Annotated in this window: 20 protein-coding genes and 1 pseudogene; 8 read left to right on the top strand and 13 right to left on the bottom strand. The window is 70.6% G+C overall.

Going from position 1 to position 24,940, the window contains the following annotated elements; genetic code table 11:
- Nucleotides 1-155: 155 nt before the first annotated feature.
- The 6 genes from SSQG_RS14045 to SSQG_RS14020 all read right to left on the bottom strand — a co-directional run bounded on the left by SSQG_RS14045 (nt 156) and on the right by SSQG_RS14020 (nt 7,366).
- Nucleotides 156-1,928, bottom strand: a complete 1,773-nt coding sequence (locus SSQG_RS14045) for an IucA/IucC family protein (protein WP_003990435.1) — start codon at nt 1,926-1,928, stop codon at nt 156-158.
- Nucleotides 1,925-2,479, bottom strand: coding sequence for a GNAT family N-acetyltransferase (locus SSQG_RS14040; RefSeq protein ID WP_003990434.1), 555 nt, complete (start codon nt 2,477-2,479; stop codon nt 1,925-1,927). The genes SSQG_RS14045 and SSQG_RS14040 overlap by 4 nt, the downstream gene beginning before the upstream one ends.
- Nucleotides 2,476-3,753, bottom strand: coding sequence for a lysine N(6)-hydroxylase/L-ornithine N(5)-oxygenase family protein (locus tag SSQG_RS14035; RefSeq protein ID WP_039932671.1), 1,278 nt, complete (start codon nt 3,751-3,753; stop codon nt 2,476-2,478). The genes SSQG_RS14040 and SSQG_RS14035 overlap by 4 nt, the downstream gene beginning before the upstream one ends.
- Nucleotides 3,737-5,179 (bottom strand): lysine decarboxylase DesA, encoded by a 1,443-nt coding sequence (gene desA / locus SSQG_RS14030; RefSeq protein ID WP_003990432.1) that lies wholly within the window; start codon nt 5,177-5,179, stop codon nt 3,737-3,739. The genes SSQG_RS14035 and desA overlap by 17 nt, the downstream gene beginning before the upstream one ends.
- A gap of 155 nt (nt 5,180-5,334) precedes the next feature.
- Nucleotides 5,335-6,192 (bottom strand): siderophore-interacting protein, encoded by an 858-nt coding sequence (locus SSQG_RS14025; RefSeq protein ID WP_003990431.1) that lies wholly within the window; start codon nt 6,190-6,192, stop codon nt 5,335-5,337.
- 130 nt (nt 6,193-6,322) lie between these two features.
- Nucleotides 6,323-7,366: an ABC transporter substrate-binding protein gene (locus SSQG_RS14020; protein ID WP_003990430.1), complete on the bottom strand. Its 1,044-nt coding sequence runs from the start codon at nt 7,364-7,366 to the stop codon at nt 6,323-6,325.
- A 399-nt stretch (nt 7,367-7,765) separates the two neighbouring features.
- Here SSQG_RS14020 and SSQG_RS14015 point away from each other — a divergent pair, with 399 nt between their 5' ends.
- Entirely contained in the window at nt 7,766-8,287 is a 522-nt protein-coding gene (locus SSQG_RS14015) for a hypothetical protein (RefSeq protein ID WP_039932669.1), read from the top strand.
- 67 nt (nt 8,288-8,354) lie between these two features.
- Here SSQG_RS14015 and SSQG_RS14010 read toward each other — a convergent pair whose 3' ends face one another.
- From SSQG_RS14010 to SSQG_RS13990, 5 genes are all read right to left on the bottom strand, one after another.
- Entirely contained in the window at nt 8,355-8,924 is a 570-nt protein-coding gene (locus SSQG_RS14010) for a Uma2 family endonuclease (RefSeq protein ID WP_039932667.1), read from the bottom strand.
- A gap of 68 nt (nt 8,925-8,992) precedes the next feature.
- A complete protein-coding gene (locus SSQG_RS14005; RefSeq protein ID WP_003990427.1) occupies nt 8,993-10,153 on the bottom strand; it encodes an acyl-CoA dehydrogenase family protein in 1,161 nt (386 codons plus the stop codon).
- A gap of 5 nt (nt 10,154-10,158) precedes the next feature.
- Nucleotides 10,159-11,109 (bottom strand): hydroxymethylglutaryl-CoA lyase, encoded by a 951-nt coding sequence (locus SSQG_RS14000; protein ID WP_003990426.1) that lies wholly within the window; start codon nt 11,107-11,109, stop codon nt 10,159-10,161.
- A complete protein-coding gene (locus SSQG_RS13995) occupies nt 11,106-13,022 on the bottom strand; it encodes an acetyl/propionyl/methylcrotonyl-CoA carboxylase subunit alpha (RefSeq protein ID WP_039932664.1) in 1,917 nt (638 codons plus the stop codon). The genes SSQG_RS14000 and SSQG_RS13995 overlap by 4 nt, the downstream gene beginning before the upstream one ends.
- A 14-nt stretch (nt 13,023-13,036) precedes the next feature.
- Nucleotides 13,037-14,653 carry a carboxyl transferase domain-containing protein gene (locus SSQG_RS13990; protein ID WP_003990424.1) on the bottom strand — a complete coding sequence of 539 codons (1,617 nt, stop codon included), beginning with the start codon at nt 14,651-14,653 and terminating at the stop codon, nt 13,037-13,039.
- Nucleotides 14,654-14,739: 86 nt separating this feature from the next.
- Here SSQG_RS13990 and SSQG_RS13985 point away from each other — a divergent pair.
- The 3 genes and pseudogenes from SSQG_RS13985 to SSQG_RS13975 all read left to right on the top strand — a co-directional run bounded on the left by SSQG_RS13985 (nt 14,740) and on the right by SSQG_RS13975 (nt 17,843).
- Nucleotides 14,740-15,335: pseudogene (locus SSQG_RS13985) on the top strand (TetR/AcrR family transcriptional regulator).
- A 433-nt stretch (nt 15,336-15,768) separates the two neighbouring features.
- On the top strand, nt 15,769-16,926 hold the full coding sequence (locus SSQG_RS13980; RefSeq protein ID WP_003990422.1) for an acyl-CoA dehydrogenase family protein: 1,158 nt from the start codon (nt 15,769-15,771) through the stop codon (nt 16,924-16,926).
- 35 nt (nt 16,927-16,961) lie between these two features.
- Nucleotides 16,962-17,843 carry an acyl-CoA thioesterase gene (locus tag SSQG_RS13975; protein WP_003990421.1) on the top strand — a complete coding sequence of 294 codons (882 nt, stop codon included), beginning with the start codon at nt 16,962-16,964 and terminating at the stop codon, nt 17,841-17,843.
- Here the strand turns inward: SSQG_RS13975 and SSQG_RS13970 are convergent.
- Nucleotides 17,840-18,628 carry a phosphatase gene (locus tag SSQG_RS13970; protein ID WP_003990420.1) on the bottom strand — a complete coding sequence of 263 codons (789 nt, stop codon included), beginning with the start codon at nt 18,626-18,628 and terminating at the stop codon, nt 17,840-17,842. The two genes, SSQG_RS13975 and SSQG_RS13970, sit on opposite strands and share 4 nt — an antisense overlap.
- A 93-nt stretch (nt 18,629-18,721) precedes the next feature.
- On the bottom strand, nt 18,722-20,242 hold the full coding sequence (locus tag SSQG_RS13965) for a helix-turn-helix domain-containing protein (protein WP_208865644.1): 1,521 nt from the start codon (nt 20,240-20,242) through the stop codon (nt 18,722-18,724).
- A 132-nt stretch (nt 20,243-20,374) separates the two neighbouring features.
- Between SSQG_RS13965 and SSQG_RS13960 the strand changes: the two genes are divergently transcribed.
- From SSQG_RS13960 to SSQG_RS13945, 4 genes are all read left to right on the top strand, one after another.
- Nucleotides 20,375-21,856 carry a sodium:solute symporter gene (locus SSQG_RS13960; protein WP_003990418.1) on the top strand — a complete coding sequence of 494 codons (1,482 nt, stop codon included), beginning with the start codon at nt 20,375-20,377 and terminating at the stop codon, nt 21,854-21,856.
- 56 nt (nt 21,857-21,912) lie between these two features.
- Nucleotides 21,913-22,896, top strand: coding sequence for an agmatinase (gene speB, locus SSQG_RS13955; protein WP_003990417.1), 984 nt, complete (start codon nt 21,913-21,915; stop codon nt 22,894-22,896).
- Entirely contained in the window at nt 22,893-24,578 is a 1,686-nt protein-coding gene (locus tag SSQG_RS13950) for a thiamine pyrophosphate-binding protein (RefSeq protein ID WP_003990416.1), read from the top strand. Before speB ends, SSQG_RS13950 begins: the two co-directional genes overlap by 4 nt.
- A 107-nt stretch (nt 24,579-24,685) precedes the next feature.
- Nucleotides 24,686-24,928, top strand: a complete 243-nt coding sequence (locus tag SSQG_RS13945; RefSeq protein ID WP_003990415.1) for a DUF6411 family protein — start codon at nt 24,686-24,688, stop codon at nt 24,926-24,928.
- Nucleotides 24,929-24,940: the final 12 nt, after the last annotated feature.

Here is a 24,940-nt window from a genome sequence, read left to right as displayed (position 1 = left end):
CGCAGTTCCCCGCGCCCCTAAGGGTGCGCAGTTCCCCGCGCCCCTAAGGGTGCGCAGTTCCCCGCGCCCCTAAGGGTGCGCAGTTCCCCGCGCCCCTGAAATGACGAGCACCCCGGAGGACCGTACTCCGGGGTGCTCGTCTGTATGTGGGTTGGTCAGAAGGCGGCTATCGGGTTCCTCAGGTTGCCTGCCAGTTGGAGGGCGCCGGACGGGTCCGACAGGTCCACCATCTGTTCGTTGTTGCGGAGTTGGAGGCGGTTCAGGCAGGAGAGGGCGAACTCGGGGGCGAACATGTCGTACTGCTTGAACTTGTCGGCGAGTTCCGGCGTCGACTCCTGGTAGGCGCGGGTCACCTCCGCGACCGTGCGCCAGAAGTCGTCCTCCTCCAGGATCCCCTCGGAGGCGAGGTTCGCCGCGAGGAAGCGGAAGAAGCAGTCGAAGACGTCCGTGAAGATCGACAGGAGTTTCTTGTCCTCCGGGACCTCCACGCGCAGCCGCTCCACCGTCGGCGGCAGCACCGCGTCCGGGTCCATGACGGCGATCTCCTCGGCGATGTCCTTGTAGATCGCGCGCTGCACGACCCCGTCCTTCAGCACCAGGATGACGTTCTCGCCGTGCGGCATGAAGACCAGGTCGTAGGCGTAGAAGCTGTGGAGGAGGGGCGTGAAGTACGCCTGGAGGTAGCGGCGCAGCCACTCCTTCGGGGAGAGCCCCGACCGCTCGATCAGCGCGCCCGCGACGGAGGCGCCCTCGTGGTCGACGTGGACCAGGGAGGCCATGGTGGCCAGGGACTCGCCGTCCTTCAGGGACGGCACCGGGCTCTCCCGCCACAGTGCGGCGAGCATCTTGCGGTACGGCGAGTAGCGGTCCGTCGCCTGCTCGTACTCCAGGTGCCGGTAGCCGACGGCGGCCCGCTCGCGGATGATCGACAGGCCCGTCGAGCTCAGCACCGGGTCGCCCTCGATGAGCTGGGCCAGCCAGTCGTTGATCGCCGGGGTGGCCTCCATGTAGGCGGCCGACAGTCCGCGCATGAAGCCCATGTTGATGACGGACAGGGCCGTCTTCACGTAGTGCTTCTCGGGGCTGGAGGTGTTGAAGAAGGTCCGGATGGACTGCTGGGCCAGGTACTCGTCGTCGCCCTCGCCCAGGCACACCAGGTTCTTGCGGGCGACCTCCGCGGCGAAGGTGACGGTCAGCTTGTTCCACCACTGCCAGGGGTGGACGGGGATGAGGAGGTAGTCGGCTGGGTCGAGGTCCTGGTCGCGCAGGACGCCGTGGAAGCGCTCGACGGTCTCGGCGCCCAGCTCCTCGCGCAGGAACGACTCGTACTCGATGCCGATACCGGCCGTGAACGCGGCACGTGAGCGATGCGCCGCGAGCCAGATGAGCCGGACCGGGCTCGCCGTCTCGGGGGCGTACGACAGGTACTCGTGGATGCCGAAGCCGAGCCGCCCGTTGTTGGCCACGAAGCAGGGGTGGCCCTCGGTCATGCCGGTCTCGATGGCCTGGAAGTCGCCGCGTGCGAGCTCCGCCGCCGTCCTCTTCGGTTTGGTGAGCTTGTAGCAGGTGCCCGAGAGGGTGGAGGAGATCTCCTCCAGGTAGACGGGCAGGATGTCGTCGCTCAGGCCGAGGGACTTCTGGAGCTCGATGAAGAAGTCCAGGGCCGCGAGGGGGGCCTCGGCGCCGTCCCGGTGGCGGGTGATCGAGTCGGCGTCGATCTGCCAGTGGTCGAGCGCGCGGCGCACGGCGGTGAAGGCGTACCGGGTCTGGCCGTCGTCGCTGCGGACGACGTACGCGCCGTCACCGGTGGCCTCCGGCGTGATGAGCCGCTCGTGCGCGAACTCGGCGAGGGCCTTGCGGATCAGGAGGCGGTTGGCCCGCGCCCAGCGGTCGGGGGACAGGTGCGCTACGGCGTCGGACAGGGTCATACGGTTACTCCTCGGGCGGCCGGGCTGTGCCTGTTGAAGAAGCGCTCGCGCGTGCAGAAGCTCAGCAGTGCGCGCTTCTCCGGCTTGTCGATCTCACGTGCGGGCACGAATCCCACGGCCTCGTTCAGCGCGTGCACGGCCTTGTTGCTCACGTCGGGCTCGACGACGACCCGCCGGGTGTGCGGATCGGCGAACAGCTCCTCCATCACGGTCGTGATGACGGCCCGGGTGAAGCCGTGGATCGGCCGGTCGGTCGGCGCGACCAGGAAGTGCATGCCGACATCGCCGGGCTCCGGCTCGTACAGCCCGACCAGCTCGACGTACCGGGGGTCGTACGTCTCCATCAGGAAGGCCGGCTCGCCGTCGTGCAGACCGATGAAGGCGTGGTGGTGCTCGTGGGCCGCGATCCGCATGTACTCGCGCTCGACGTCCTGGAGTTTCGCGTCCTGCATCATCCAGTAGGCCGCCTTGGGGTGGGTGACCCAGCCGTGCAGCAGTTCGGCGTCCCTGAGCGGGTCCAGGGCGCGGACGGTGAGGGTAGCGATGCTCATACGGAGAACTCCTGGAACGCGATCGTCTTCTCGACCGGGTAGTACTCGGTGCCGAGCAGTTCGCGGATGATGTACGCGTTCCGGTAGGGGCCCATGCCCAGGTCCGGGCTGGTGATGCTGTGGGTGTGGACGCCGGCGTTCTGGAGGAAGATCCCGCGGCCGGTGACGTCGACGGCGTAGTTGCGGGCGACGTCGAAGTTGCCCCGGGAGTCGTAGACCAGGCGGTCCCGCACGGGCTTCAGGAACTCCGGCTCCGCGTACTTGTAGCCCGTGGCCAGGACCAGGCCCTCGGAGGTCAGCTCGAAGTCCTTCTCCTGCTCCTCCTGGCGGAAGCCCAGCGTGTACGTGCCGTTCTCGTACTCCGCGCTGTGCAGCGAGGAGTTGGTGAGCAGGCGCGTGGGCACCGGACCGCCGAGGTTCTTCTGGTAGAGCAGGTCGAAGATCTCGTTGATCAGGTCGCCGTCGATGCCCTTGAACAGGCCCTTCTGCTCGGCCGTGAGGCGGTAGCGGGTGGCCTCCGGCAGCTCGCGGAAGTAGTCGACGTACTCCGGGGACGTCATCTCCAGCGTGAGCTTGGTGTACTCCAGCGGGAAGAAGCGCGGGGAGCGGGTGACCCAGTTCAGGCGGTAGCCGTGGACGTCGATCTCGCTGAGCAGGTCGTAGTAGATCTCGGCGGCGGACTGCCCGGACCCGACCAGCGTGATCGAGTCCTTCTTCTGCAGCTCCGCCTTGGCGCTCAGGTACCGGCTGTTGTGGACGAAGTCGCCGCCCAGGCCCTGGCAGGCCTCGGGGACGTAGGGCGGGGTGCCGGTGCCGAGGACGAGGTGGCGGGCGCGGAACACGTCATTGGCCTCGGTGTGCACGACGTAGAGGCCGTCCTCGTAGCGAACTTCCTTCACCGTCGTGCCGAAGCGGATGGTGCTCAGTTTGCCGGCGGCCCAGCGGCAGTAGTCGTCGTACTCGACGCGCAGCGGGTAGAAGTTCTCCCGGATGTAGAACGAGTACAGCCGGCCCTTCTCCTTCAGGTAGTTCAGGAAGGAGTACGGGGACGTCGGGTCGGCGAGCGTGACCAGGTCCGACATGAACGGGGTCTGGAGGTGGGCGCCGTCGAGGAACATCCCCGCGTGCCACTCGAAGTCCGGCTTCGACTCCAGGAAGACGCCGTCGAGCTGAGCGATGGGCTCGGTCAGGCAGGCAAGGCCGAGGTTGAAGGGGCCGAGCCCGATGCCCACGAAGTCATGGGTTCTGGTCGGGTTTTCAGGACGCGCGGTCAAGGGACTCTCCCAGGTACTGCTCGGCGTGGCCGGCGATCAGGTCGAGGACGGCGGCGATGTCGGACGCCTGCGTCTCGGGGTTGAGCAGGGTGAACTTCAGGTAGTGACGGCCGGCGACCTTGGTGCCCGCGACGATGGCGTCACCGGAGGCGAACAGGGCCTTGCGGGCGTAGAGGTTGGCGCGGTCGATCTCGGCGGGGTCGGTGACGTTCGCCGGGATGTGGCGGAAGACCAGCGTGGACAGGCTCGGCTCCACGACCACGTCGAAGCGCGGGTCGGCGGCCAGCAGCCTCCAGCCCTCCCGGGCCAGCTCGCACACCTCGTCGAAGAGCTGCCCGATGCCGTCGGCGCCCATGGTCCGCAGCGTCATCCACAGTTTGAGGGCGTCGAAGCGGCGGGTGGTCTGCAGGGACTTGTCCACCTGATTGGGGATACGTTCCTGCACCATGCGGCGCGGGTTCAGGTACTCGGCGTGGTAGGTGGCGTGGCGGAGCGTCGCCGCGTCCCGTACGAGGACGGCAGAGGAACTGACCGGCTGGAAGAAGGACTTGTGGTAGTCGACGGTGACCGAGTCGGCGCGCTCGATGCCGTCGATGCGGTCCCGGTGCTTCAGGGAGGCGAGCAGTCCGCAGCCGTAGGCGGCGTCGACGTGCATCCAGGTGCCGAACTGCTCGCAGAGTTCGGCGATCTCGGGCAGCGGGTCGATGGAGCCGAAGTCGGTGGTGCCGGCGGTGGCGACGACGGCCATGGGGACGAGGCCGTCCTTCGCGCAGCGCTCCAGCTCGCGGGCGAGGGCGACGGTCCGCATGCGCTTGTCGTGGTCGACGGGGACGCAGACCACGGCGTCCTGGCCGAGCCCGAGGAGCTTCGCGGACTTCTTCACGCTGAAGTGGCTGACCTCGGAGGCGAAGATGCGCAGTTTGGCGAGGCTGTCGCTCTTGGCCTCTTCCCTCGCCAGCAGGAGTGCCTGGAGGTTGGACTGGGTGCCGCCGGAGGTGAACACGCCGTCGGCGGCCGGGCCGAGGCCGATGCGCTCGGTCGTCCAGTCGATCAGTTTCCGCTCGATGAGCGTGCCGCCGGCCGACTGGTCCCAGGTGTCCAGGGAGGAGTTCACGGCGGACAGGACGGCCTCGCCGAGCACGGCAGGGATGACGACCGGGCAGTTGAGGTGGGCCAGGTAGCGGGGGTGGTGGAAGTAGACGGCGTCCCGGAGGTAGACCTCCTCCAGTTCGTCGAGCACCGCCGTGGTGTCGTGCAGCGGCTGGTCGAGGTCGATCTCGTCGATGCGGGGAGCGAGGGCGTCGACGCTGACGCCGGTGAACGGCCTGTCGGTGGCGGCGAGTTTGGCGGCCACCCGCTCGACTCCTTCGGTCACGGAACGGCGGTACTGCTCCGCGGTGGTGTCGTTGAGCAGGTGCGAGCGCATGTGGGGGTCCTCCGGTGGGGACAGTCCGGTGCGGGACAGGGCGGCTGAACCGCCGGTTCAACTTAGGTAAGCCTAACCTAAGTTGTTTGGCGGGAAACCGTGCCCTGCCGTGACCGTGATCACTCAGGTTTCGTCTTCCGTCGCCGGCGGGCCGGCTAGCCCTCGGTCCGCAGCTGCTCCTCGCTCACGCCGTGGCGCCAGTAGCCGACGAACGTGACCCGGCGGCGGTCGATCCCGCGCTCCTGCACGAAGTGCCGTCGCAGCCGCTTCACACAGCCGGACTCGCCCGCGATCCATACGTACGGGTTCTCGCTGTGCGGGAGTCGGGCGTCGCGGAGGATGTCGAGGGCCAGCGGGGAGCCCTCGGCGCTCCTCTTCTCCTCCCGTACCAGCCAGGTGATCTCGGCGTCCGCCTCGGTCACGAGGTCCTGGACGTCCCCGGCGTGCGGCACCTCCAGCCAGACCCGGGCGCGGGTGCCGGCCGGGAGCGACTCGACGATGGCCGAGGCGGCCGGTACGGCGGTCTCGTCGCCCCAGACGACCACGAGGTCGGTGTCCTCCGGCGGCCGGAAGCGGATCGCCCGGTTGTCGGCGACGGCCGGGCCGAGCAGCAGGACCCGGTCCCCGGCGGTGGCCGCGGCGGCCCAGCGGGAGGCGGGGCCGGCCTGGACCGGGGCGCCCGGCTCGATGCCGTGCAGGGCGAAGTCGATGTCGATCTCGTCCGGTTCGCGGCGCAGTGCGCGCAGGGTGTACGACCGCATCACGGCCCGTACGTCGTCCGGGAGTTCACGCCACCCCTGCCACCATCCGTCCCCGAGCTCGAGCGGCACGACCGGCTCGGGCTGCCCGGGGTGGGGCAGGAACAGCGACAGCGACTGGTCGCACCCGTCGGAGTGGAAGGCGTGCAGATCGGGCCCACCGAAGGTGACCCGGACCAGAGACGGACCGAGCCGCCTCGTCCGCACGACCTGGAGCGAGAAGAAACGGAACGGGGCGGCTACGGCGGTGGTCATGAGGGCTCCTGAATTGGAGTCAGGGACAAGAGGGGGTGGGTGGCCGACCAAGGGGCGCGGGGAACTGCGCGATCAGCCATGCACGGCCCGTGGCCGCCAATCGCTGCTCAAGCACCCCCTTCAGAGGGCGTCAGGCGACCTTCTTGGCGCTCTCGATGGCCTTCGCCAGGTTCTCCACCAACGGCACACACTTGTCGTACGACAGAATCGGCTCGGCCGACCGCGAGATGACCTGCCCGGCCTTCACCGCGGGCAGCTTCTTCCACGTCGCCTCGGTGATGTTCGCCGGCTGGATCGCCGAGGACCGGTCGTCCATCATGATGATGTCCGCCGCGTACTTGTCGACGTTCTCCCAGCTCAGGCTCTCGAACCAGCCGCCGCCCTGGGCCTTGGCCTTCTCCGGCGGCTCGACGAAGTTCACGCCGAGGGCCTTGAAGTACTCCAGGTCGACGGAGAGGTCGGTACCGGAGACGTAGAAGAGCTCCTGGCTCGCGGAACCGGCCATCACCTTGATGTCGGGGTGCGCCTTGGCGGCCTTGCGCAGCCGCTCGGACGCCTCCTCGAACCGCTTCTTCGCGTCGATGGCCTTCGCGGCCTTCATGTCGCCGCCGAGGGACTCGGCCAGCTCCCACATCCGCTGCAGCGGGGCGGTGAGCTGACGGTCGTACACGGAGATGCCGACGCTCGGGGCCAGCTTGGCGATCTTGTCCTTGGAGTCCTCGGGGACGTACCAGAGGGTGCCGGCGTCGTCGAACATCGTGCTGATCAGCACGTCCGGGGCGAGGGCGGCGTACTTCTCGATGCTGAACTGGTCCCAGGCGTTGCCGAGGATGGTCACCTTGCTGATGTCCATGTCGCCGGCCTGGACGTCGGGCTTGCCGTCCTGTGTCTTGGTCGGGCCGAAGACGCCCTTGACGGAGACGCCGTAGTCGTGGAGGGCGGCGGCGACGCCGGTGAAGGCGACGATGTTCGCGGGGACCTTGTCGAGCTGCACGGTCTTGCCGCGGTCGTCCTTGAAGGACCACGGGCCGGACTTGGCGGCCGCCTTCGACTCCGAGCCGCCGTCCTTGGAGTCTTCGCCGCCACACGCGGTCATGAGGGCGCCGAGTCCGAGGGCACCACCGGCGGCGAGGATGCCGCGGCGGGAGAAGCGGGCGGTTCTGGCGTTCGACATGGCTGGGTCTGCTTTCATGCGTACGGAGACACTGCGGGCACGGCCGAGAGCCGCTTGGCTGGAATCAAGCTTAGGTTAGCCTAACCTCAAGATGTGTCCAGGGGGCCCTGGTAGCTGTGCCCGGGGGGTGCGGCGGGGATGCGTGACGAGGCGGTGATCCGGGTCACCGAGGCGCGTGCGGCTGTGCGGTGACGGTGAGTTCGACGTGAAGATTTGGTGTGGCGAGCGCTGTGGTCGGCTGATACGTTCCGGGTGACCACCGAACCGAACACCGGTTCTCCATGCGCGCTTTCACGGGGGAATGCTGCGCCATGTCCTGCGCCGCCCTGCGCGTCACCTTTGCTGCCTCGCGGGCAAGGACGCCGACTTCCTGGAGCGCTCCCCGGAAGGGACACCATCATGAGGAAGCTTCTGTCCACCACCGTCGCGGGCGGCGCCGCCGCTCTCGCGCTCGTCGCCCTGGCCGCGGCGCCGGCCTCGGCCGGCACCGCCGACTCGCAGTTCGATGTGGTCTTCCCGGGTCAGAAGCCGCAGACCACGTACTACGTCCAGAACACCGGGACCGTGTCGGGCAGCATGACCGGCAAGTCGGTCATGAGCTGGCAGATCATCGACGACCAGGTCGTCGACAACTCCAAGCGGTTCACCAGCTTCAAGATAACGACGCGCATCGAGGAGCGGCTGACCAAGACCAGCGAGGACCACGTCGTCACGTCGAAGACGTGCGACCTGACCAAGCTCGTCAACGACAACTACTCGTGGTTCCAGGTGGAGCCCGCGAACACCTGCGTCGCGCCGTCCGCCGTGTACGACGGTGAGGTGTACTGGTCGACGGACGCGACGATCGTCTACGACATCGAAGGTGACGGCAAGGGCGCCATCACCAAGGAAACCCTCGGTTCGCCCCTGATCCACGGCTGACATCCGCGCCCCGCCGGGTCCTGAGCACCGGTGCTCAGGACCCGGTCCGCCTCTCTTCCACGGGCCGTCAGGGCTGGCTGTAGCGGCGGAATTCCGAGGTCTCCACGGACCAGGGGCCGAACGGTACGCAATCCCCGAAGATGTACGGTTCCTTGCGGCTGTAGCGGTTCTTGCACGGGTCTGAGTGGACCTCGATGGTGCCGGTGCGGGGGTCGACGATCAGGTAGTGCGGGATGCCCATGGCGGGGTATTCGCTGAGCTTCTCGCCGTAGTCGTTGCCGGGGTTGGACGGTGAGACGATCTCGATGACCGCGAGGACCTGCGTGGCGTCGACGGCGAGGCCTTCCTCGTCGAGTACGGACTCGGGGATGACGACCGCGTCGGGGCGGCGCATGCGGCCGATCGCCGGGTGTTCGATCTCGGGGCCGTTCGCGCAGATGTAGCCGGGGTGGGTGCTGAGGAGCTGCTCGTCCAGCTGTTTGCAGATGCGGCGGATCGTGCCCTCGTGACGCTTCGAGGGGCACATCATGGCCAGTATCGGACCCGACGGGCCGATCTCCACGCTCCAGGCACCTTCAAGGTGCTCGGCATAGGCTCCGAGCTCTTTGGCGAGTGCGCGCATCCTCGCGTAGTCCATGGTCCAAGGGTACGCAGGGGAAGGCGTGGGGGCCTGCGTCATCGCTGGTGCGGGCCCCCGTCGGGGGATCAGCTCACCAGGCCCAGTTCGCGGGCGATCAGCATGCGCTGGACCTCGCTGGTGCCCTCGCCGATCTCGAGGATCTTGGAGTCGCGCCACATGCGGGCGACCGGGTACTCGTTCATGAAGCCGTAGCCGCCGTGGATCTGGGTGGCCTCGCGGGCGTTGTCGACGGCGACGGTGGAGGAGTGGAGCTTGGCGAGGGCCGCCTCCTTCTTGAAGGGGGCGCCTGACACCAGGCGGACCGCGGCGTCGCGCCAGGCCAGGCGGGCCGTGTGGGCCTTCATCTCCATGTCGGCGATCTTGAACTGGATGGCCTGGTTGGCGGCGATGGGCTTGCCGAAGGCGTGGCGTTCCTTGGAGTACTTGACCGATTCGTCGACGCAGCCCTGTGCGAGGCCCGTCGCCAGCGCCGCGATCGCGATGCGGCCCTCGTCGAGGATGCGGAGGAACTGGGCGTAGCCGCGGCCCTCCTCACCGAGGAGGTTCGCCGCCGGGACCCGGACGTCGGTGAAGGACAGTTCGCGGGTGTCCGAGGCGTTCCAGCCGACCTTCGAGTACGGGGCCGCGACCGTGAAGCCGGGGGTGGTGGAGGGGACGATGATCGAGGAGATCAACGGCTTGCCGTCCGCCGAGCGGCCCGTCACCGCCGTGACCGTGACCAGGCCCGTGATGTCCGTGCCCGAGTTGGTGATGAAGCACTTCGTGCCGTTGATCACCCACTCGTTCGTCGACTCGTCCAGCCGGGCCGTCGTACGGGTCGCGCCCGCGTCGCTGCCGCCGTCCGGCTCCGTCAGGCCGAAAGCGCCCAGGAGTTCGCCGGAGCAGAGGCGGGGGAGCCATTCGCGTTTTTGCGCCTCCGTGCCGTAGCGGTAGACGGGCATCGCGCCGAGGGAGACGCCGGCTTCCAGTGTGATGGCGACCGAGGAGTCGACCCGTGCCAGTTCCTCCAGGGCCACGCCCAGCGCCAGGTAGTCGCCGCCCATGCCGCCGTACTCCTCGGGGAACGGCAGCCCGAACAGGCCCATGCGGCCCATCTCCCGGACGATCTCGTACGGGAACTCGTGCCGCTCGTAGAAGTCGCCGATCTTCGGCGCCACCACCTCGTGCGCGAACTCCTCGACCGTGCGGCGGAGTTCCTCCAGTTCGGGGGAGAGACGGTAGTCCATGGTGATCACTGCTCCTCGGTGCCCTCGTGGGACAGAGCTCGGACGGTGCGGGACGGGCTGGGTCGGCCCAGGTGGGCGGCCATCCACGTGCTCGTGGCGACGAGGCGGCCGAGGTCGATTCCGGTGTCGATGCCGAGGCCCCGCAGCATCCACACGAGGTCTTCGGTGGCCAGGTTGCCGGTCGCCGACTTCGCGTACGGGCAGCCGCCCAGGCCGCCCGCGGAGGCGTCGACGGTGGTGACGCCCTGCTGAAGCGCCGCGAGGGTGTTGGAGAGGGCCTGGCCGTAGGTGTCGTGGAAGTGGACGCCGAGGGCGGACGGCGCAACTCCCGCCTCGTCCAGGGCCGCGAGGAGCGCGACCACGTGGCCCGGAGTCGCCACGCCGATCGTGTCGCCCAGGCTCAGCTCGTCACAGCCCATGTCCAGCAGGGCCCGGCAGACCCGGACCACCTGGGGGATCGGGACCTCGCCCTCCCACGGGTCGCCGAAGCACATGGAGAGGTAGCCGCGGACATGGACGTCCGCCGCCTTCGCGCGGGTCACGACCGGCTCGAACATCGCCAGGGCCTCGTCCACCGTGCGGTTGAGGTTGGCCTTGGCGAAGGACTCCGTGGCACTGGCGAAGACGGCGACCCGGCGGGCACCGAGCGCCAGGGCGCGGTCCAGGCCGCGTTCGTTCGGGACCAGGACCGGGAGCGCGACGGGGAGGTCGTCGACCATGGGGAACAGCTGCTCCGCGTCCGCCAGTTGGGGGACCCACTTGGGGTGGACGAAGCTCGTCGCCTCGATCGTCGTCAGGCCCGCTTCGGCCAGGCGGCGGATGAAGTGCGCCTTGACCTCCGTGGGGACCGTCGCCTTCTCGTTCTGCAGGCCGTCGCGTGCGCCCACCTCGTGGATGCGGACGCGGGTGGGGAGGTCCGTGGTCGGGACCACCATGGGAAGCCCGGTCGTCGTCATGCCTCCACCTCCTCGTCGGGCGCGATGACCGCCAGGACCTGGTCCATGGCGACCGTCGAGCCCGGTGTCACGTCCAGTTCGGTGACCTTGCCGGCGTGCGGGGCGGAGATGACGTGCTCCATCTTCATCGCCTCCACCACCAGCAGGCTCTGACCGGCGGTCACCTCGTCGCCGACCGCGACCTTGACGACCGTGACCGTGCCGGGCATGGGTGCCGTGAGCGAGTCGGCGCCCGCGTGGGCCGCGCGGGTCAGGGACGCGGCCACCGGGTCGTGGTCGCGCACGTGCCAGGCGTCGCCGTCGCGGCCGAGCCAGTCGGCGGCGCGGTGGAAGGTGTGGCGGACGCCGTCCAGGGTCACCGAGACCCGGTCGCCGGAGACCGTGGCGGTGCCGCGCGGGGTGTGATCCAGCGGGTCCCGCACCCTCAGGTGGAAGGCGGCGGGCTTCCGCTCACCGCCGAGTCGCCAGCCGCTCGGCACCGAGAAGGGGTCCGTCCAGCCGCCCGGCTCGGGCCTCAGCCCTTCCAGGCGTACGGCGGCCGCCGCCTCGTACACCTCCTCCGGTACGTCCGTCGGGACCAGTCCCTCCACCTCGCGCTCGACCAGGCCGGTGTCCATGTCGCCGGAGACCACCGCCGGGTGGGCGAGCAGCCGGCGCAGGAACCCGGCGTTCGTCTGCACCCCGAGCGTGACCGTCTCCGCCAGGGCCGCGCGGAGCTTGCGCAGGGCCGTCGCACGGTCGGGGCCGTAGGCGATGACCTTGGAGAGCATCGGGTCGTAGAGGCTGCCGACCTCCGTGCCCTCGGTGAGGCCCGAGTCGGTGCGGATGCCGTCTCCCTGCGGCTCGCGGAGCTTCAGGACCGTGCCCCCGGAGGGCAGGAAGCCGCGGGCCGGGTCCTCGGCGCAGATACGGGCCTCCACGGCGTGACCCGTCAGCCGTACGTCCTCCTGCGTGAAGCCGAGAGGCTCGCCCGCCGCGACCCGCAGCTGCCACTCGACCAGGTCCAGGCCGGTGATCAGCTCCGTCACCGGGTGTTCCACCTGGAGGCGGGTGTTCATCTCCATGAAGTAGTACGAGGACGGGTCCCCGCCGGGGACGATGAACTCCACCGTGCCCGCGCCCCGGTAGCCGCAGGAACGGGCCGCCTGGACCGCCGCCTCGCCCATCGCGGAGCGGGTCTTCTCATCGAGGAGCACGCTGGGCGCCTCCTCGATGATCTTCTGGTGGCGGCGCTGGAGGGAGCACTCGCGCTCCCCGAGGTGGACCACGTTCCCGTGGCCGTCGGCCAGGACCTGGATCTCGATGTGGCGGGGGCGGTCGATCCAGCGCTCCACGAGCAGCGTGTCGTCGCCGAAGGAGGCGCGGGCCTCGCGGCGGGCCGAGGCGATCTCCTCCTCCAGCCGGGTCAGGTCCCGCACCAGGCGCATGCCCTTGCCACCGCCGCCCGCGCTGGGCTTCAGCAGCACGGGAGCGCCCAGTTCGCGGGCCGCCTCGGCCAGGTCGGGGTCGCGTCCGCCGGGGACCACGGGCACTCCGGCCTCCCGCACCGTCTCCTTGGCGCGGATCTTGTCCCCCATGAGGGCGATCGCCTCAGCCGGGGGGCCGATGAAGACCAGGCCCGCCTCGGCGCAGGCGCGCGCGAAGGCCGCGTTCTCGGCGAGGAAGCCGTAGCCGGGGTGGACGGCCTGGGCGCCGGTGCGCGCCGCCGCCTCCAGCAGGCGCTCCACCGAGAGGTAGCTCTCGGAGGCCGGGGGCGGTCCGATCCGGACCGCTGTGTCCGCCTCGCGGACATGCCGGGCGTCGGCGTCCGCGTCGGAGAAGACGGCCACCGAGCGCACGCCCATCGACCGCAGCGTACGGATCACCCGTACGGCGATCTCGCCGCGGTTGGCCACCAGCACTGTCTCGAACATCGTCGTCCGTCCCCTCACATCCGGAAGACGCCGAACTGGGGGTCACCCAGGGGCGCGTTGGCGCACGCGGTCAGGGCCAGTCCCAGGACCTGCCGGGTGTCCGCCGGGTCGATCACACCGTCGTCCCAGAGGCGGGCCGTCGCGTAATAGGCGTTGCCCTGGTGCTCGTACTGGGCGCGGATCGGCGCCTTGAAGGCGTCCTCCTCCTCCGCGGACCAGGCTTCGCCACGGCCCTCCAGCTGGTCCCGCTTGACGGTCGCGAGGACCGAGGCGGCCTGCTCGCCGCCCATCACCGAGATCTTGGCGTTCGGCCACATCCACAGGAAGCGGGGGGAGTACGCCCTGCCGCACATGGAGTAGTTGCCCGCGCCGTAGGAGCCGCCCACCACGACCGTCAGCTTCGGTACGCGGGTGCAGGCGACCGCCGTGACCATCTTGGCGCCGTGCTTGGCGATGCCGCCCGCCTCGTAGTCCCGGCCGACCATGAACCCGGAGATGTTCTGGAGGAAGACCAGGGGGATGCCGCGCTGGTCGCACAGTTCGATGAAGTGGGCGCCCTTCTGGGCGGACTCGGAGAACAGGATGCCGTTGTTGGCGACGATGCCCACCGGGTGGCCGTGGATCCGGGCGAAGCCGGTGACGAGGGTCTGGCCGAACTCGGACTTGAACTCGGCGAAGCGGGAGCCGTCGACGACCCGGGCGATGATCTCCCGCACGTCGTACGGCGTGCGGGAGTCGACCGGGACCGCGCCGTAGAGGCCGTGGGGGTCGACCTTGGGTTCCGTCGCCTCCGTGACCTCCCAGGGGAGCGGTCCCCGGGTGGGGAGGATGGAGACGATCGTGCGGACGATGCGCAGCGCGTGCGCGTCGTTCTCCGCGAGGTGGTCGGTGACGCCCGAGATCCGCGAGTGGACCTCGCCGCCGCCCAGCTCCTCCGCCGTGACGACCTCGCCGGTGGCCGCCTTCACCAGGGGTGGGCCGCCCAGGAAGATCGTGCCCTGGTTGCGGACGATCACCGCCTCGTCGCTCATCGCCGGGACGTACGCCCCGCCGGCCGTGCAGGAACCGAGGACCGCGGCGATCTGGGGGATGCCGGCGCCGGACATACGGGCCTGGTTGTAGAAGATCCGGCCGAAGTGGTCGCGGTCGGGGAAGACCTCGTCCTGCATGGGGAGGAAGGCGCCGCCGGAGTCGACCAGGTAGACGCAGGGGAGGCGGTTGTCGAGGGCGACCTCCTGGGCGCGGAGGTGCTTCTTGACCGTCATCGGGTAGTACGTGCCGCCCTTGACCGTGGCGTCGTTGGCGATGATCACGGTCTCGCGGCCGCTGACCCGGCCGATGCCGGCGATGACGCCGGCGGCCGGGGCCTGTCCCTCGTACATCCCGTCGGCCGCGAGCGGGGCCAGCTCCAGGAAGGGCGAGCCCGGGTCGAGGAGGGTGTCGACGCGGTCGCGGGGGAGCAGCTTGCCGCGCGCGGTGTGGCGGGCGCGGGCCTTCTCGCCGCCGCCCCGGGCGGCCGCGGCCAGCTTGGTGCGCAGCTCCTCGACGAGGGCGTGGTGCGCCTCCTCGTTGGCCCGAAAGGCCTCCGACGCGGGGTCTGCCGCGCTCGTGAGCTCCGGTGCCTCGTGCATCCTGCGGGTCCCCTCACTTGTTAATGAGCGTTAACGCATTTCCTTCAGGTTAACGACCGCTAACCTCCCTGTCTAGAATTGATTTCATGGCCACCAGAACCGACGCACCCACCCGCCGTGAACAGATCCTCAAGGAGGCCGCGCGGCTCTTCGCCGAGCGGGGCTTCCACGGGGTCGGGGTCGACGAGATAGGCGCCGCGGTGGGGATCAGCGGACCCGGGTTGTACCGGCACTTCGCGGGCAAGGACGCGATGCTCGCGGAGCTGCTGGTGGGGATCAGCGGGCAGTTGCTGACCGGGGCGAAGCGGAGGTTGGCGGAGGCGGACGGGCAGGTGGGCGCTGAGGCGGTCCTCGACTCGCTGATCGAGGGGCATATCGACTTCGCGCTCGACGACCGGCCTCTGATCACCCTGCACGACCGGGAGCTGGATCGCCTCCGGGACAGTGACCGGAAGATGGTGCGGCAGCTTCAGCGGCAGTACGTGGAGCTGTGGGTGGGGGTGGTGCGGGAGGTGTACCCGGCGCTCGGGGAGCCGGCGGCGCGGTCTGCCGTGCACTCCGTGTTCGGGTTGCTGAACTCGACGCCGCATCTGGGGAGGGGTGGGTGTTGCCCGGGCGGGGGGCTACGGCGGAGTTGCTGCACCGGATGGCGCGGGGGGCGTTCGCGGCGGCGGGGGTCTGACGGCCTTTGCCTTTGCCCACCCACCCGCCCGACACAGTCGGCCAGGCGGGCCCGGGCACGTCGGGGGCTCCGCCCCCTGCACCCCGGCGGGGGGTTCCGCCCCCTGCGCCCCGCGCCCCGGAGGGGGCTTCGGGGCCCCTTGCATTCCGCGTCCCCGGCGGGGGCTTTGCCCCCTGCGCCCCGCGGTGCCGGGGGCCTTTGCCCCGGCACCCCCGCGTCCCGGCGGGGGCTTCGCCCCCCCCGCACCCCGCGCCCCCGCGGTGGCTTCGCCCCGCGCCCCGGCGTGCGCCCCTCCCTCAGTCTTCCCTGCGCCCACCCCCGTCCCCCAGCGTGACGAGCGTTACCCCACCCCCACCCTGGACGGTCGTTGATACTCGCCGGTATCTTGATATGAGCAAGCGCTTAGACAGCAGAGGTCCGTGGAGGTGGCGGCGTGCGCCGTACGGTGTTCAACGAGGATCACGAGGCGTTCCGGGAGACCATCCGCGCCTTCATCGAGGCCGAGGTCGTACCCGTGTACGACGAGTGGTTCGCAGCGGGTCAGGCCCCCCGGGACTTCTACTACAAGCTCGGTGAGCTGGGCATCTTCGGTATCAACGTCCCCGAGGAGTTCGGTGGCGCGGGACTGGAGAGCCACAAGTTCGAGGCCGTGCTGTACGAGGAGACCGCCCGCGCCGGCGTCCAGTTCGGCGGCTCCGGCGTGCACGTGCTGCTCGCCCTGCCCTACATCAAGATGCTCGCCACCGACGAGCAGAAGAAGCGCTACCTGCCGAAGTTCGTCAGCGGCGAGGAGATGTGGGCCATCGCGATGACGGAGCCGGGCACCGGTTCCGACCTCGCGGGCATGAAGAGCACCGCCAAGCTGAGTGAGGACGGGACGCACTACGTCCTCAACGGCGCCAAGACCTTCATCACCGGCGGCGTGCACGCCGACCGCGTGATCGTCTGCGCCCGGACCGCCGCCCCGACCGCCGAGGACCGCCGCCACGGCATCTCCCTCTTCGCCGTCGACACCAAGTCCGAGGGCTACTCCGTCGGCCGCAAGCTCGACAAGCTCGGCCTGAAGACCTCCGACACCGCCGAGCTCGCGTTCGTCGACGTGAAGGTCCCCGTCGAGGACCTCCTCGGCGAGGAGAACAAGGGCTTCTACTACCTCGGCCACAACCTGGCCTCCGAGCGCTGGGGCATCGCCTTCGGCGCCTACGCCCAGGCCAAGGCCGCCGTCCGGTTCGCCAAGCAGTACGTGCAGGAGCGCACCGTCTTCGGCAAGCCGGTCTCCCACTTCCAGAACACCAAGTTCGAGCTGGCCGCCTGCCAGGCCGAGGTGGACGCCGCCGAGGCCGTCGCCGACCGCGCGACCGAGGCCCTGGACGCCGGTGAGCTGACCCCCGCCGAGGCCGCGAGCGCCAAGCTGTTCTGCACCGAGGTCGCGCACCGCGTCATCGACCGCTGCCTCCAGCTGCACGGCGGCTACGGCTACATGAACGAGTACCCGATCGCCCGCCTGTACGCGGACAACCGCGTCAACCGCATCTACGGCGGCACCAGCGAGATCATGAAGTCGATCATCGCGAAGGACATGGGGCTGTAATCCGACCGCAGTCAGTGGCCGGTACAACAGTTGCCATGAGCAATGCACTCCAGGACCTCCTCGATCTGCTCGACCTCGAGCAGATCGAGGAGGACATATTCCGCGGCCGGTCCCGGTCCGCCGTCGTGCCACGGGTCTTCGGCGGGCAGGTCGCGGCGCAGGCGCTCGTCGCCGCCGGGCGGACGGTCCCCGCGGACCGGCACGCACACTCCCTCCACGCGTACTTCCTGCGCCCCGGTGATCCCGGCGCGCCCATCGTCTACACCGTGGACCGGATCCGCGACGGCCGCTCCTTCACCACCCGCCGGGTGGTCGCCGTCCAGCACGGCAAACCGATCTTCCACCTCTCGGCGTCGTTCCAGGCGTACGAGGACGGGCTGGACCACCAGGCGCCGATGCCCGCCTCGCCCGATCCCGCCACGCTGCCCACCGGGGAGGAGCGGCTGCGCGGGTACGGCCATCTCGACCCCGTGGTCGTGGAGAGGTTCATCGAGGCACGGGCCGCCGTCGACCTGCGGTACGTCGACGAGCCGCCGTACGGGAAGTTCGGCGAGCCGCGCGAGCCGCACAGCCAGGTGTGGTTCCGCACGAACGGGAAGCTGGCCGACGACCCGCTGCTGCACGTCGTCCTCGCCACCTACGTCTCCGACATGACACTGCTCGACTCCGTGCTGCTCGCGCACGGACGCGGCGGCTGGGCCGTCGGGGACGTCGTCGGGGCCTCCCTGGACCACGCCATGTGGTTCCACCGGCCGTTCCGCGCCGACGAGTGGCTGCTCTACGACCAGGAGTCCCCGTCCGCGTACGGCGGCCGGGGACTGGGACAGGCCCGGATCTACACGCAGGACGGGCAGCTGGCCATCTCGGTCATCCAGGAGGGCGTGGTCCGCGTCCCGCGCGACGCGGACGCCCTCTAGCTCAGGCCCGCCTCCGCCAGCAGGTACGCCGTCATCGGGTCGTAGTGGCGCGGGCTGATGACGTGGTCGTCGAGGGGCACCGTCACCTGCACGGTGCCCTCGGCCTCGGCGACGAAGAGAGCCGGGTCGTTGCAGTCGGCGTAGCCGACGGAGTCCACGCCGTGCTGTCCCGCGTACCCCGCCCAGCCGTGGTCGGCGACGACCAGGTCGGGCAGCGGGCGGCCCGCGCGCTCCAGGGCGGTCAGGATGGCCTTCATCGGTTCGCCCGAGTGGGTGTGCCACAAGGTGGCGCCGTGCTCCAGCACCGCCACGTCCGCGAACTGCATCACATAGCCCTCGTCCGTCGTCAGGCCGTCCGGGATGACGACGATCTCGCAGCCCGCCGCGCGCAGCGCGGACGCGGTCGCGCGGTGGACGTCGAGCAGGCCGCCGGGGTGGCCGGTGGCGAAGAGGACCCGCTGCCCGCCGTCGGCGGCCTTGCGCAGCCGCCCGGCGAGCCGGTCCAGGGCCGCGACCGTCAGCTCGGGGTCGATGGTGTCCTGGCCGTACCGGTGCTCGGGGTCGTCGTTCACGCCGACCCGTTCCGCCATCACCGCGAGGACGTCCTGCTCGTCGCTCCAGCGGTCGCCGAGTTCCAGTCCCAGCCAGTAGTGGCGGTCGCCGTTCGCCAGCTTGCGGTAGTGGGAGAGGTTGTTCTCGCGGGGGGTGGCGACGTCGCCCGCGATGCGCGTCCTGACGAGGTGGTCGACGAGTTCGGCGCGGCTGGGTGTCCCGGGTATCGGCATGCCACCCATTGTGAGGCAGCCCCCTGTGGGAGTCCCTGGCGTATCGGACCCTGGGATGTGCGTCACGTACTCAGAAGGATGCCGCTCACATACTCAGATGTGCCGCAGCGCGAACCAGAGTTCCATGCGGACGTCCGGGTCCTCCAGGTCCGTCTCCAGCAGCGTCGCGCACCGGGTGATGCGCTGCCGCACCGTGTTGCGGTGCACGGACAGGGCGACGGCCGTGCGGTCCCAACTGCCGTGCAGGGACAGCCAGGTGCGCAGGGTCTCGGTGAGCGCGGGGTGTGCCGTGACGGGGGAGAGGAGCGCGCGGGCGTGGGCCGCCGCCTCGCCGGGCGGGACCAGGTCGGCCAGGGCGGGGCGCGGGCCGTGCCGCAGCAGCGGGGTCCGGGTCGCGCGGGCCCGGGCCAGGGCGCGGGCCGCCTGGGTGTCGGCGGCGGGCCAGTCCTCCGGGGCCGCGGCTGCGCTGACGCCCAGGGTCCAGCCGGGCAGCGGGGCCGGTGCCCGCTCGGCCGGGACCAGGACCCGTACGACGTCGCCCGCCGGGTCGACCAGGGCGGAGCCGAGCGCGGCGCCCAGCGCGGAGGCCGCGACGGCGTCCGCGGGGCCCTGCCCGTCGGGCCGGGCGTGCACCACGACCCACCGCCGGCCGCCGAGCAGCGGCGCGACCTCCTCGGGCGGAGCCCCGAGCAGCAGCCGCACGAGCGCGGAGGAACGGGCGGTGCCGGTGCCGCTCTGCTGCTCGCCGGTGAGGAGGGAGAGCAGCACGGCCGCGACGGAGGCGACGGTGTGGTCCCCCGGCGCGCGCTCCGGGGTGGCGACCCCGAGCACGAAGCCGTGCCCGGCGCCGAGGGCGTAGGCGGCGAGATGGGTGCCGGCGACGGTGTCGGTGGCGGAGGTCGGGTGGGGAGGCCCCGCGGGCCCGTCGCCCGTCGGCCGCACCACCCCGGCCAGCCCCGCCAGTGCCGAGCTCGCCTCCTCCCCGGGGTTCCGGCCCGCACCCGCGATCTCCGCCCCCTCCGGCCCGTACAGCACCGCCCGGCCGCCGAGGCGCTGGGCGAGCTGCCGGAGGACCGACGGGACCGGGTCGGGGCGGGAGGCGGCGGCGGTGAGGCTCCGCTGGGCCTCCGTGACGCGGCGGAGTTCCGCCAGGCGGGCTTGGGCCATCAGCTGCCAGACCGCGCGGGCCACGCCCGAGAAGGTGGTCTGCGGCGGCACCTCGAGCAGCGGCAGACCGTGGGTCTCGCAGGCCGCGACCAGTGCCCTCGGCACCGTGTCGTGCACCGGCGCCACACCGAAGCCGAGGGCCGCACCGCCCGCGGCGACGATCCTGGCCACGTAGTCGTCGAAGTAGTCCCCCAAGCTCTCGGCTTCGCTCGAGCAGGGGGGACCCCCATCCGACCCCGCCGCGTCCGGGATGTGCACGCCCGCCGTGAGCAGCAGCTCCCCGCCCAGCAGATACGGATACGGATCCGCCATCTCCGAGGTGTGCACCCAGTGGACGACGGCGGCGGGGTCGTCCGGGCCGGCGATCCGGCGCAGGGCCAGGTCCTCGCGGGCCAGCAGGGCGGAGAGCCGTACAGGGGGCGTGGGCGGGACAGCGGGGTCCGGCATGATGTGCGTTCCCTCCACCCGGCACCGGCTCGAATGGATGAAACGTACACTTCGCAGTCGCTTTCCGGCCACCTAGTGTCAGTGCTCGTCAACCTCGTCTCCCGCCACTCAGCGTGTGCGAAGGAGGTCCTCATGGCCGTCGACTATCTCGTGATCGTCGCCTATCTGGCCGGAATGCTGGCCATGGGCTGGTGGGGCATGCGCCGCGCCCGCTCCAAGAGCGAGTTCCTCGTGGCCGGCCGCCGCCTCGGCCCGGCCATGTACTCCGGCACCATGGCGGCGATCGTCCTCGGCGGCGCCTCCACCATCGGCGGTGTGGGGCTGGGCTACCAGTACGGCCTGTCCGGTGCCTGGATGGTCTTCACCATCGGCCTCGGCCTGCTCGCCCTGTCCGTCTTCTTCTCCGCCCGCATCGCCCGGCTGAAGGTCTACACCGTCTCCGAGATGCTCGACCTGCGCTACGGCGGCCGGGCCGGAGTCATCTCCGGTCTCGTCATGTGGGCGTACACCCTGATGCTCGCGGTGACCTCGACCATCGCGTACGCCACGATCTTCGACGTCCTGTTCGACATGAACCGCACGCTCGCGATCGTCCTCGGCGGCTCGATCGTCGTCGCGTACTCCACCCTCGGCGGGATGTGGTCGATCACCCTGACGGACATGGTGCAGTTCGTCGTGAAGACCATCGGCGTGCTGCTCCTGCTGCTGCCGATCGCCGTCGTGAAGGCGGGCGGGTTCAGCGAGATGAAGGCCCAGCTGCCCACCGAGTACTTCGACCCGCTGGGCATCGGCGGCGAGACGATCTTCACCTACGTGCTGATCTACACCTTCGGCATGCTCATCGGGCAGGACATCTGGCAGCGCGTGTTCACCGCCCGCAGCGACACCACCGCCAAGTGGGGCGGGACCGTCGCCGGCACCTACTGCCTCGCGTACGCCCTCGCCGGTGCCGTCATCGGCACGGCGGCCAAGGTGCTGTACCCGAAGCTCGGCAGCCCGGACGACGCCTTCGCGACCATCGTGAAGGAGGAACTGCCCGTCGGTGTGCGCGGCTTGGTGCTGGCCGCCGCCCTCGCCGCCGTGATGTCGACGTCCTCCGGCGCGCTGATCGCCTGTGCCACCGTCGCCAACAACGACATCTGGTCCCGGCTGCGGGGGATCGTCAAGGCGCCGGCCGAAGGCCAGGAGGAGCACGACGAGGTGAAGGGCAACCGTCTCTTCATCCTGATCATGGGCCTCGCGGTCATCTGCACGGCCATCGCGATCGACAACGTCGTGGAGGCACTGACCGTCGCCTACAACCTCCTCGTCGGCGGACTGCTCGTGCCGATCCTCGGCGGGCTGCTGTGGAAGCGGGGCACGGTCTACGGCGCCCTCGCCTCCGTCGTGGTCGGCGGGCTCGCGGTCATCGTCCTGATGGCGACGTACGGCATCCTCGCCAACGAGCCCGTCTACTACGGGCTGCTGGCCTCGCTCGCCGCCTATCTGGTCGTCTCCCTGGCCACCCCCGCCACCGACGCCGCCGTCCTCGCCGCCTGGCGCGAGCGGCTCGCGGGACGGGCACCCGGACCCGAGTCCGAACTCGCGTCCGAACCGGCCGCGGCTCCCCGGTAAGGTCATAAGGCAAGCAGTACATACGCGATGAAGCGTAGGAAAGAAGGCATTTCTTCATGAGCAGCAACGAGACTCCCCGCGGGCCCGTCGACTCCTCCCGCGTCCCTCGGTACGCCGGACCCGCGACCTTCGCCCGGCTTCCCCGGCTCGACGAGGTCGGCGGACGGGCCGATGTCGCCGTGGTCGGCGTGCCGTTCGACTCGGGTGTCTCGTACCGGCCGGGCGCCCGCTTCGGCGGCAACGCGATCCGCGAGGCGTCCCGGCTGCTGCGCCCGTACAACCCGGCGCAGGACGCCTCCCCGTTCGCCCTCGCCCAGGTCGCGGACGGCGGCGACATCGCCGTCAACCCGTTCAACATCAACGAGGCCGTCGAGACCGTCGAGGCCGCCGCGGACGACCTGCTCGGCACCGGCGCCCGGCTGATGACCCTCGGCGGCGACCACACCATCGCGCTGCCCCTGCTGCGGTCGGTGGCGAAGAAGCACGGCCCGGTGGCCCTGCTCCACTTCGACGCCCACCTCGACACCTGGGACACCTACTTCGGCGCCGAGTACACGCACGGCACCCCGTTCCGCCGCGCGGTGGAGGAGGGCATCCTCGACACCTCCGCCCTGTCCCACGTCGGCACCCGCGGCCCGCTCTACGGCAAGCAGGACCTCACCGACGACGAGAAGATGGGCTTCGGCATCGTCACCTCGGCCGACGTCTACCGGCGCGGCGCCGACGAGGTCGCCGACCAGCTCCGCCAGCGCATCGGCGACCGCCCGCTGTACATCTCCATCGACATCGACTGCCTCGACCCGGCCCACGCGCCCGGCACCGGCACGCCCGAGGCCGGTGGCATGACCTCGCGCGAGCTGCTGGAGATCCTGCGCGGCCTGGCATCCTGCAACCTGGTGTCGGCCGACGTCGTCGAGGTGGCCCCCGCGTACGACCACGCGGAGATCACGTCGGTGGCGGCCTCCCACACCGCGTACGAACTGACCACGATCATGTCGCGCCAGATCGCCGCGGCCCGGAAGGACTCGGAAGCGAAGTGACTCACGACCACGACCTGGTACTCCGCCCGACGCCCGCCCAGACGGAGGCCGCCCTCAACCCTCCACCCGGCCGGAGCGGCGGGGACCTGGTCGTGGAGACGCTGGCCGGGCTGGGCGCCACGACCGTCTTCGGTCTGCCCGGCCAGCACGCGCTCGGCATGTTCGACGCCCTGCGCCGCTCGGCCCTGAGGTACGTCGGCCTGCGGGTGGAGAACAACGCCGGGTTCGCGGCGGACGCCTACGGCCGGATCACCGGCGAGGCCGCGCCCCTGCTGCTGTCGACCGGGCCGGGCGCCCTGACCTCCCTGGCCGCTCTCCAGGAGGCGGCGGCCGCCTCCGCGCCCGTGCTGGCGATCAGCAGCCAGATCCCGACGGCGGGGCTCGGCGGCGGCCGGCACGGCTACCTCCACGAACTGCCCGACCAGGCGGCCTCGTTCCGGGGCGTGGTGAAGTCGGTCCACACCGTCCGCACCCAGTCGCAGATCCCCTCCGCGATCGAGGCGGCCTGGAAGTCGGCACTGACCGCCCCGCACGGCCCGGTGTGGGTCGAGATCCCGCAGGACGTGCTGCTCGCGCCGACGGCGATCCCGGTCGTGACCGGCGGCGACGCCTTCCCCGAGGAGCTGCCGCCGCGCCCCGAACTGACCGCCCTGGCCGCCCACTTGCTGTCTCATGCCGAACGCCCGGCGATCATCGCGGGCGGCGGAGTGGTACGGGCGGACGCCTCGGGCAAGCTGAGGCAGCTGGCGGAGCTGCTCGCGGCCCCGGTCGTCACGACCCCCGGCGGCAAGGGCGCCTTCCCCTGGAAGCACCCGCTGTCGCTCCAGTCCTGGATCGAGGACCGGCACACCACGGACTTCCTGGAGGACGCGGACGTCCTCCTGGTGGTCGGCTCGGGACTCGGTGAACTCTCCTCGAACTACCACACGTTCAAGCCGCGCGGCCGGGTCGTCCAGATCGAGGCGGACCTCGGCAAACTGGAGTCCAACCACCCGGCGCTGGGCATCCACGCCGACGCCCGGCTCGCGTTGCAGGCGCTGCTGGAGACGGTGTCCGAACGACAGGACCCGGCGGCTCCGGAGCGCGTCCTGGAGGTGCTCGCCAAGGTCACCGAGCGCATCGCCGCCCAGGAACTCACCCTGGAGCAGGACGTCCTGGCGTCCGTGCGCGGGGCGCTGCCCGCCGACTCCCCGTCCTTCTGGGACATGACGATCCTCGCCTACTGGGCCTGGTCGGCCTTCGACGCCAAGGGCCCCAACCACATGCACTCCGCGCAGGGCGCGGGCGGCCTCGGCTACGCCTTCCCGGCGGCCCTCGGCGCCGCGGCGGCCGATCCGACCCGGCCGGTCCTCGCCGTCTCCGGGGACGGCGGCGCCCTGTACTCGATCGCCGAGCTGGCGACTGCCCGCCAGTACGACCTGAACGTCACCTGGCTGATCGTCGACGACGGCGGCTACGGCATCCTGCGCGAGTACATGAACGACGCGTTCGGCGAGGCGACCGCGACGGAACTGACCCGGCCGGACTACGTGGCACTGGCGGAGTCCTTCGGCGTCCCCGGGGTCCGGACGACCCCGGAGACGCTGGAGCGGGACCTCGCGAAGGCGCTGGAGACACCCGGGCCCTCCGTGGTCCTGCTCCCCGCCGTGCTGCGGATGTTCGCGCCGACGCACCTGGGCTGAGCGGCGGCCGGTCCGGCCGAGCCGGCCGGGCCGGGTTCCTCGCGCCTCACATGGGCGCGGCAGGACTGGGCACCTGTGCTTCAGTCCACCAGCGAAGGGAGCCGATCATGGTAGTCGTCGCGGTCATCGCCGTGTGTGTGGTCCTGGCCGTCCTGGCCTTCCTCGTCCCCCGCCTGTCCCGCCACCCCGAACGCGGCACGCAACGTACGCTCGGTGCCGGGGCGCGGGCCGGGGGCAAGGCGCCCGGAATACTGGGCCGGCTCTTCAGCAAGCCCTTCCACACCAGTTCCCGCGCGGTGAGCCGCAGCGGTTCGGCAGGTCGCCGCACCCGCGGCCGCATGCCCTTCTGAGCGACGGTGCGG

The organism is Streptomyces viridochromogenes DSM 40736 (genome assembly GCF_000158955.1).
GTDB lineage: Bacteria > Actinomycetota > Actinomycetes > Streptomycetales > Streptomycetaceae > Streptomyces > Streptomyces venetus.
Note: the sequence above shows the minus strand (reverse complement) of the source record. Positions and strands in the feature narration are given on the sequence as shown.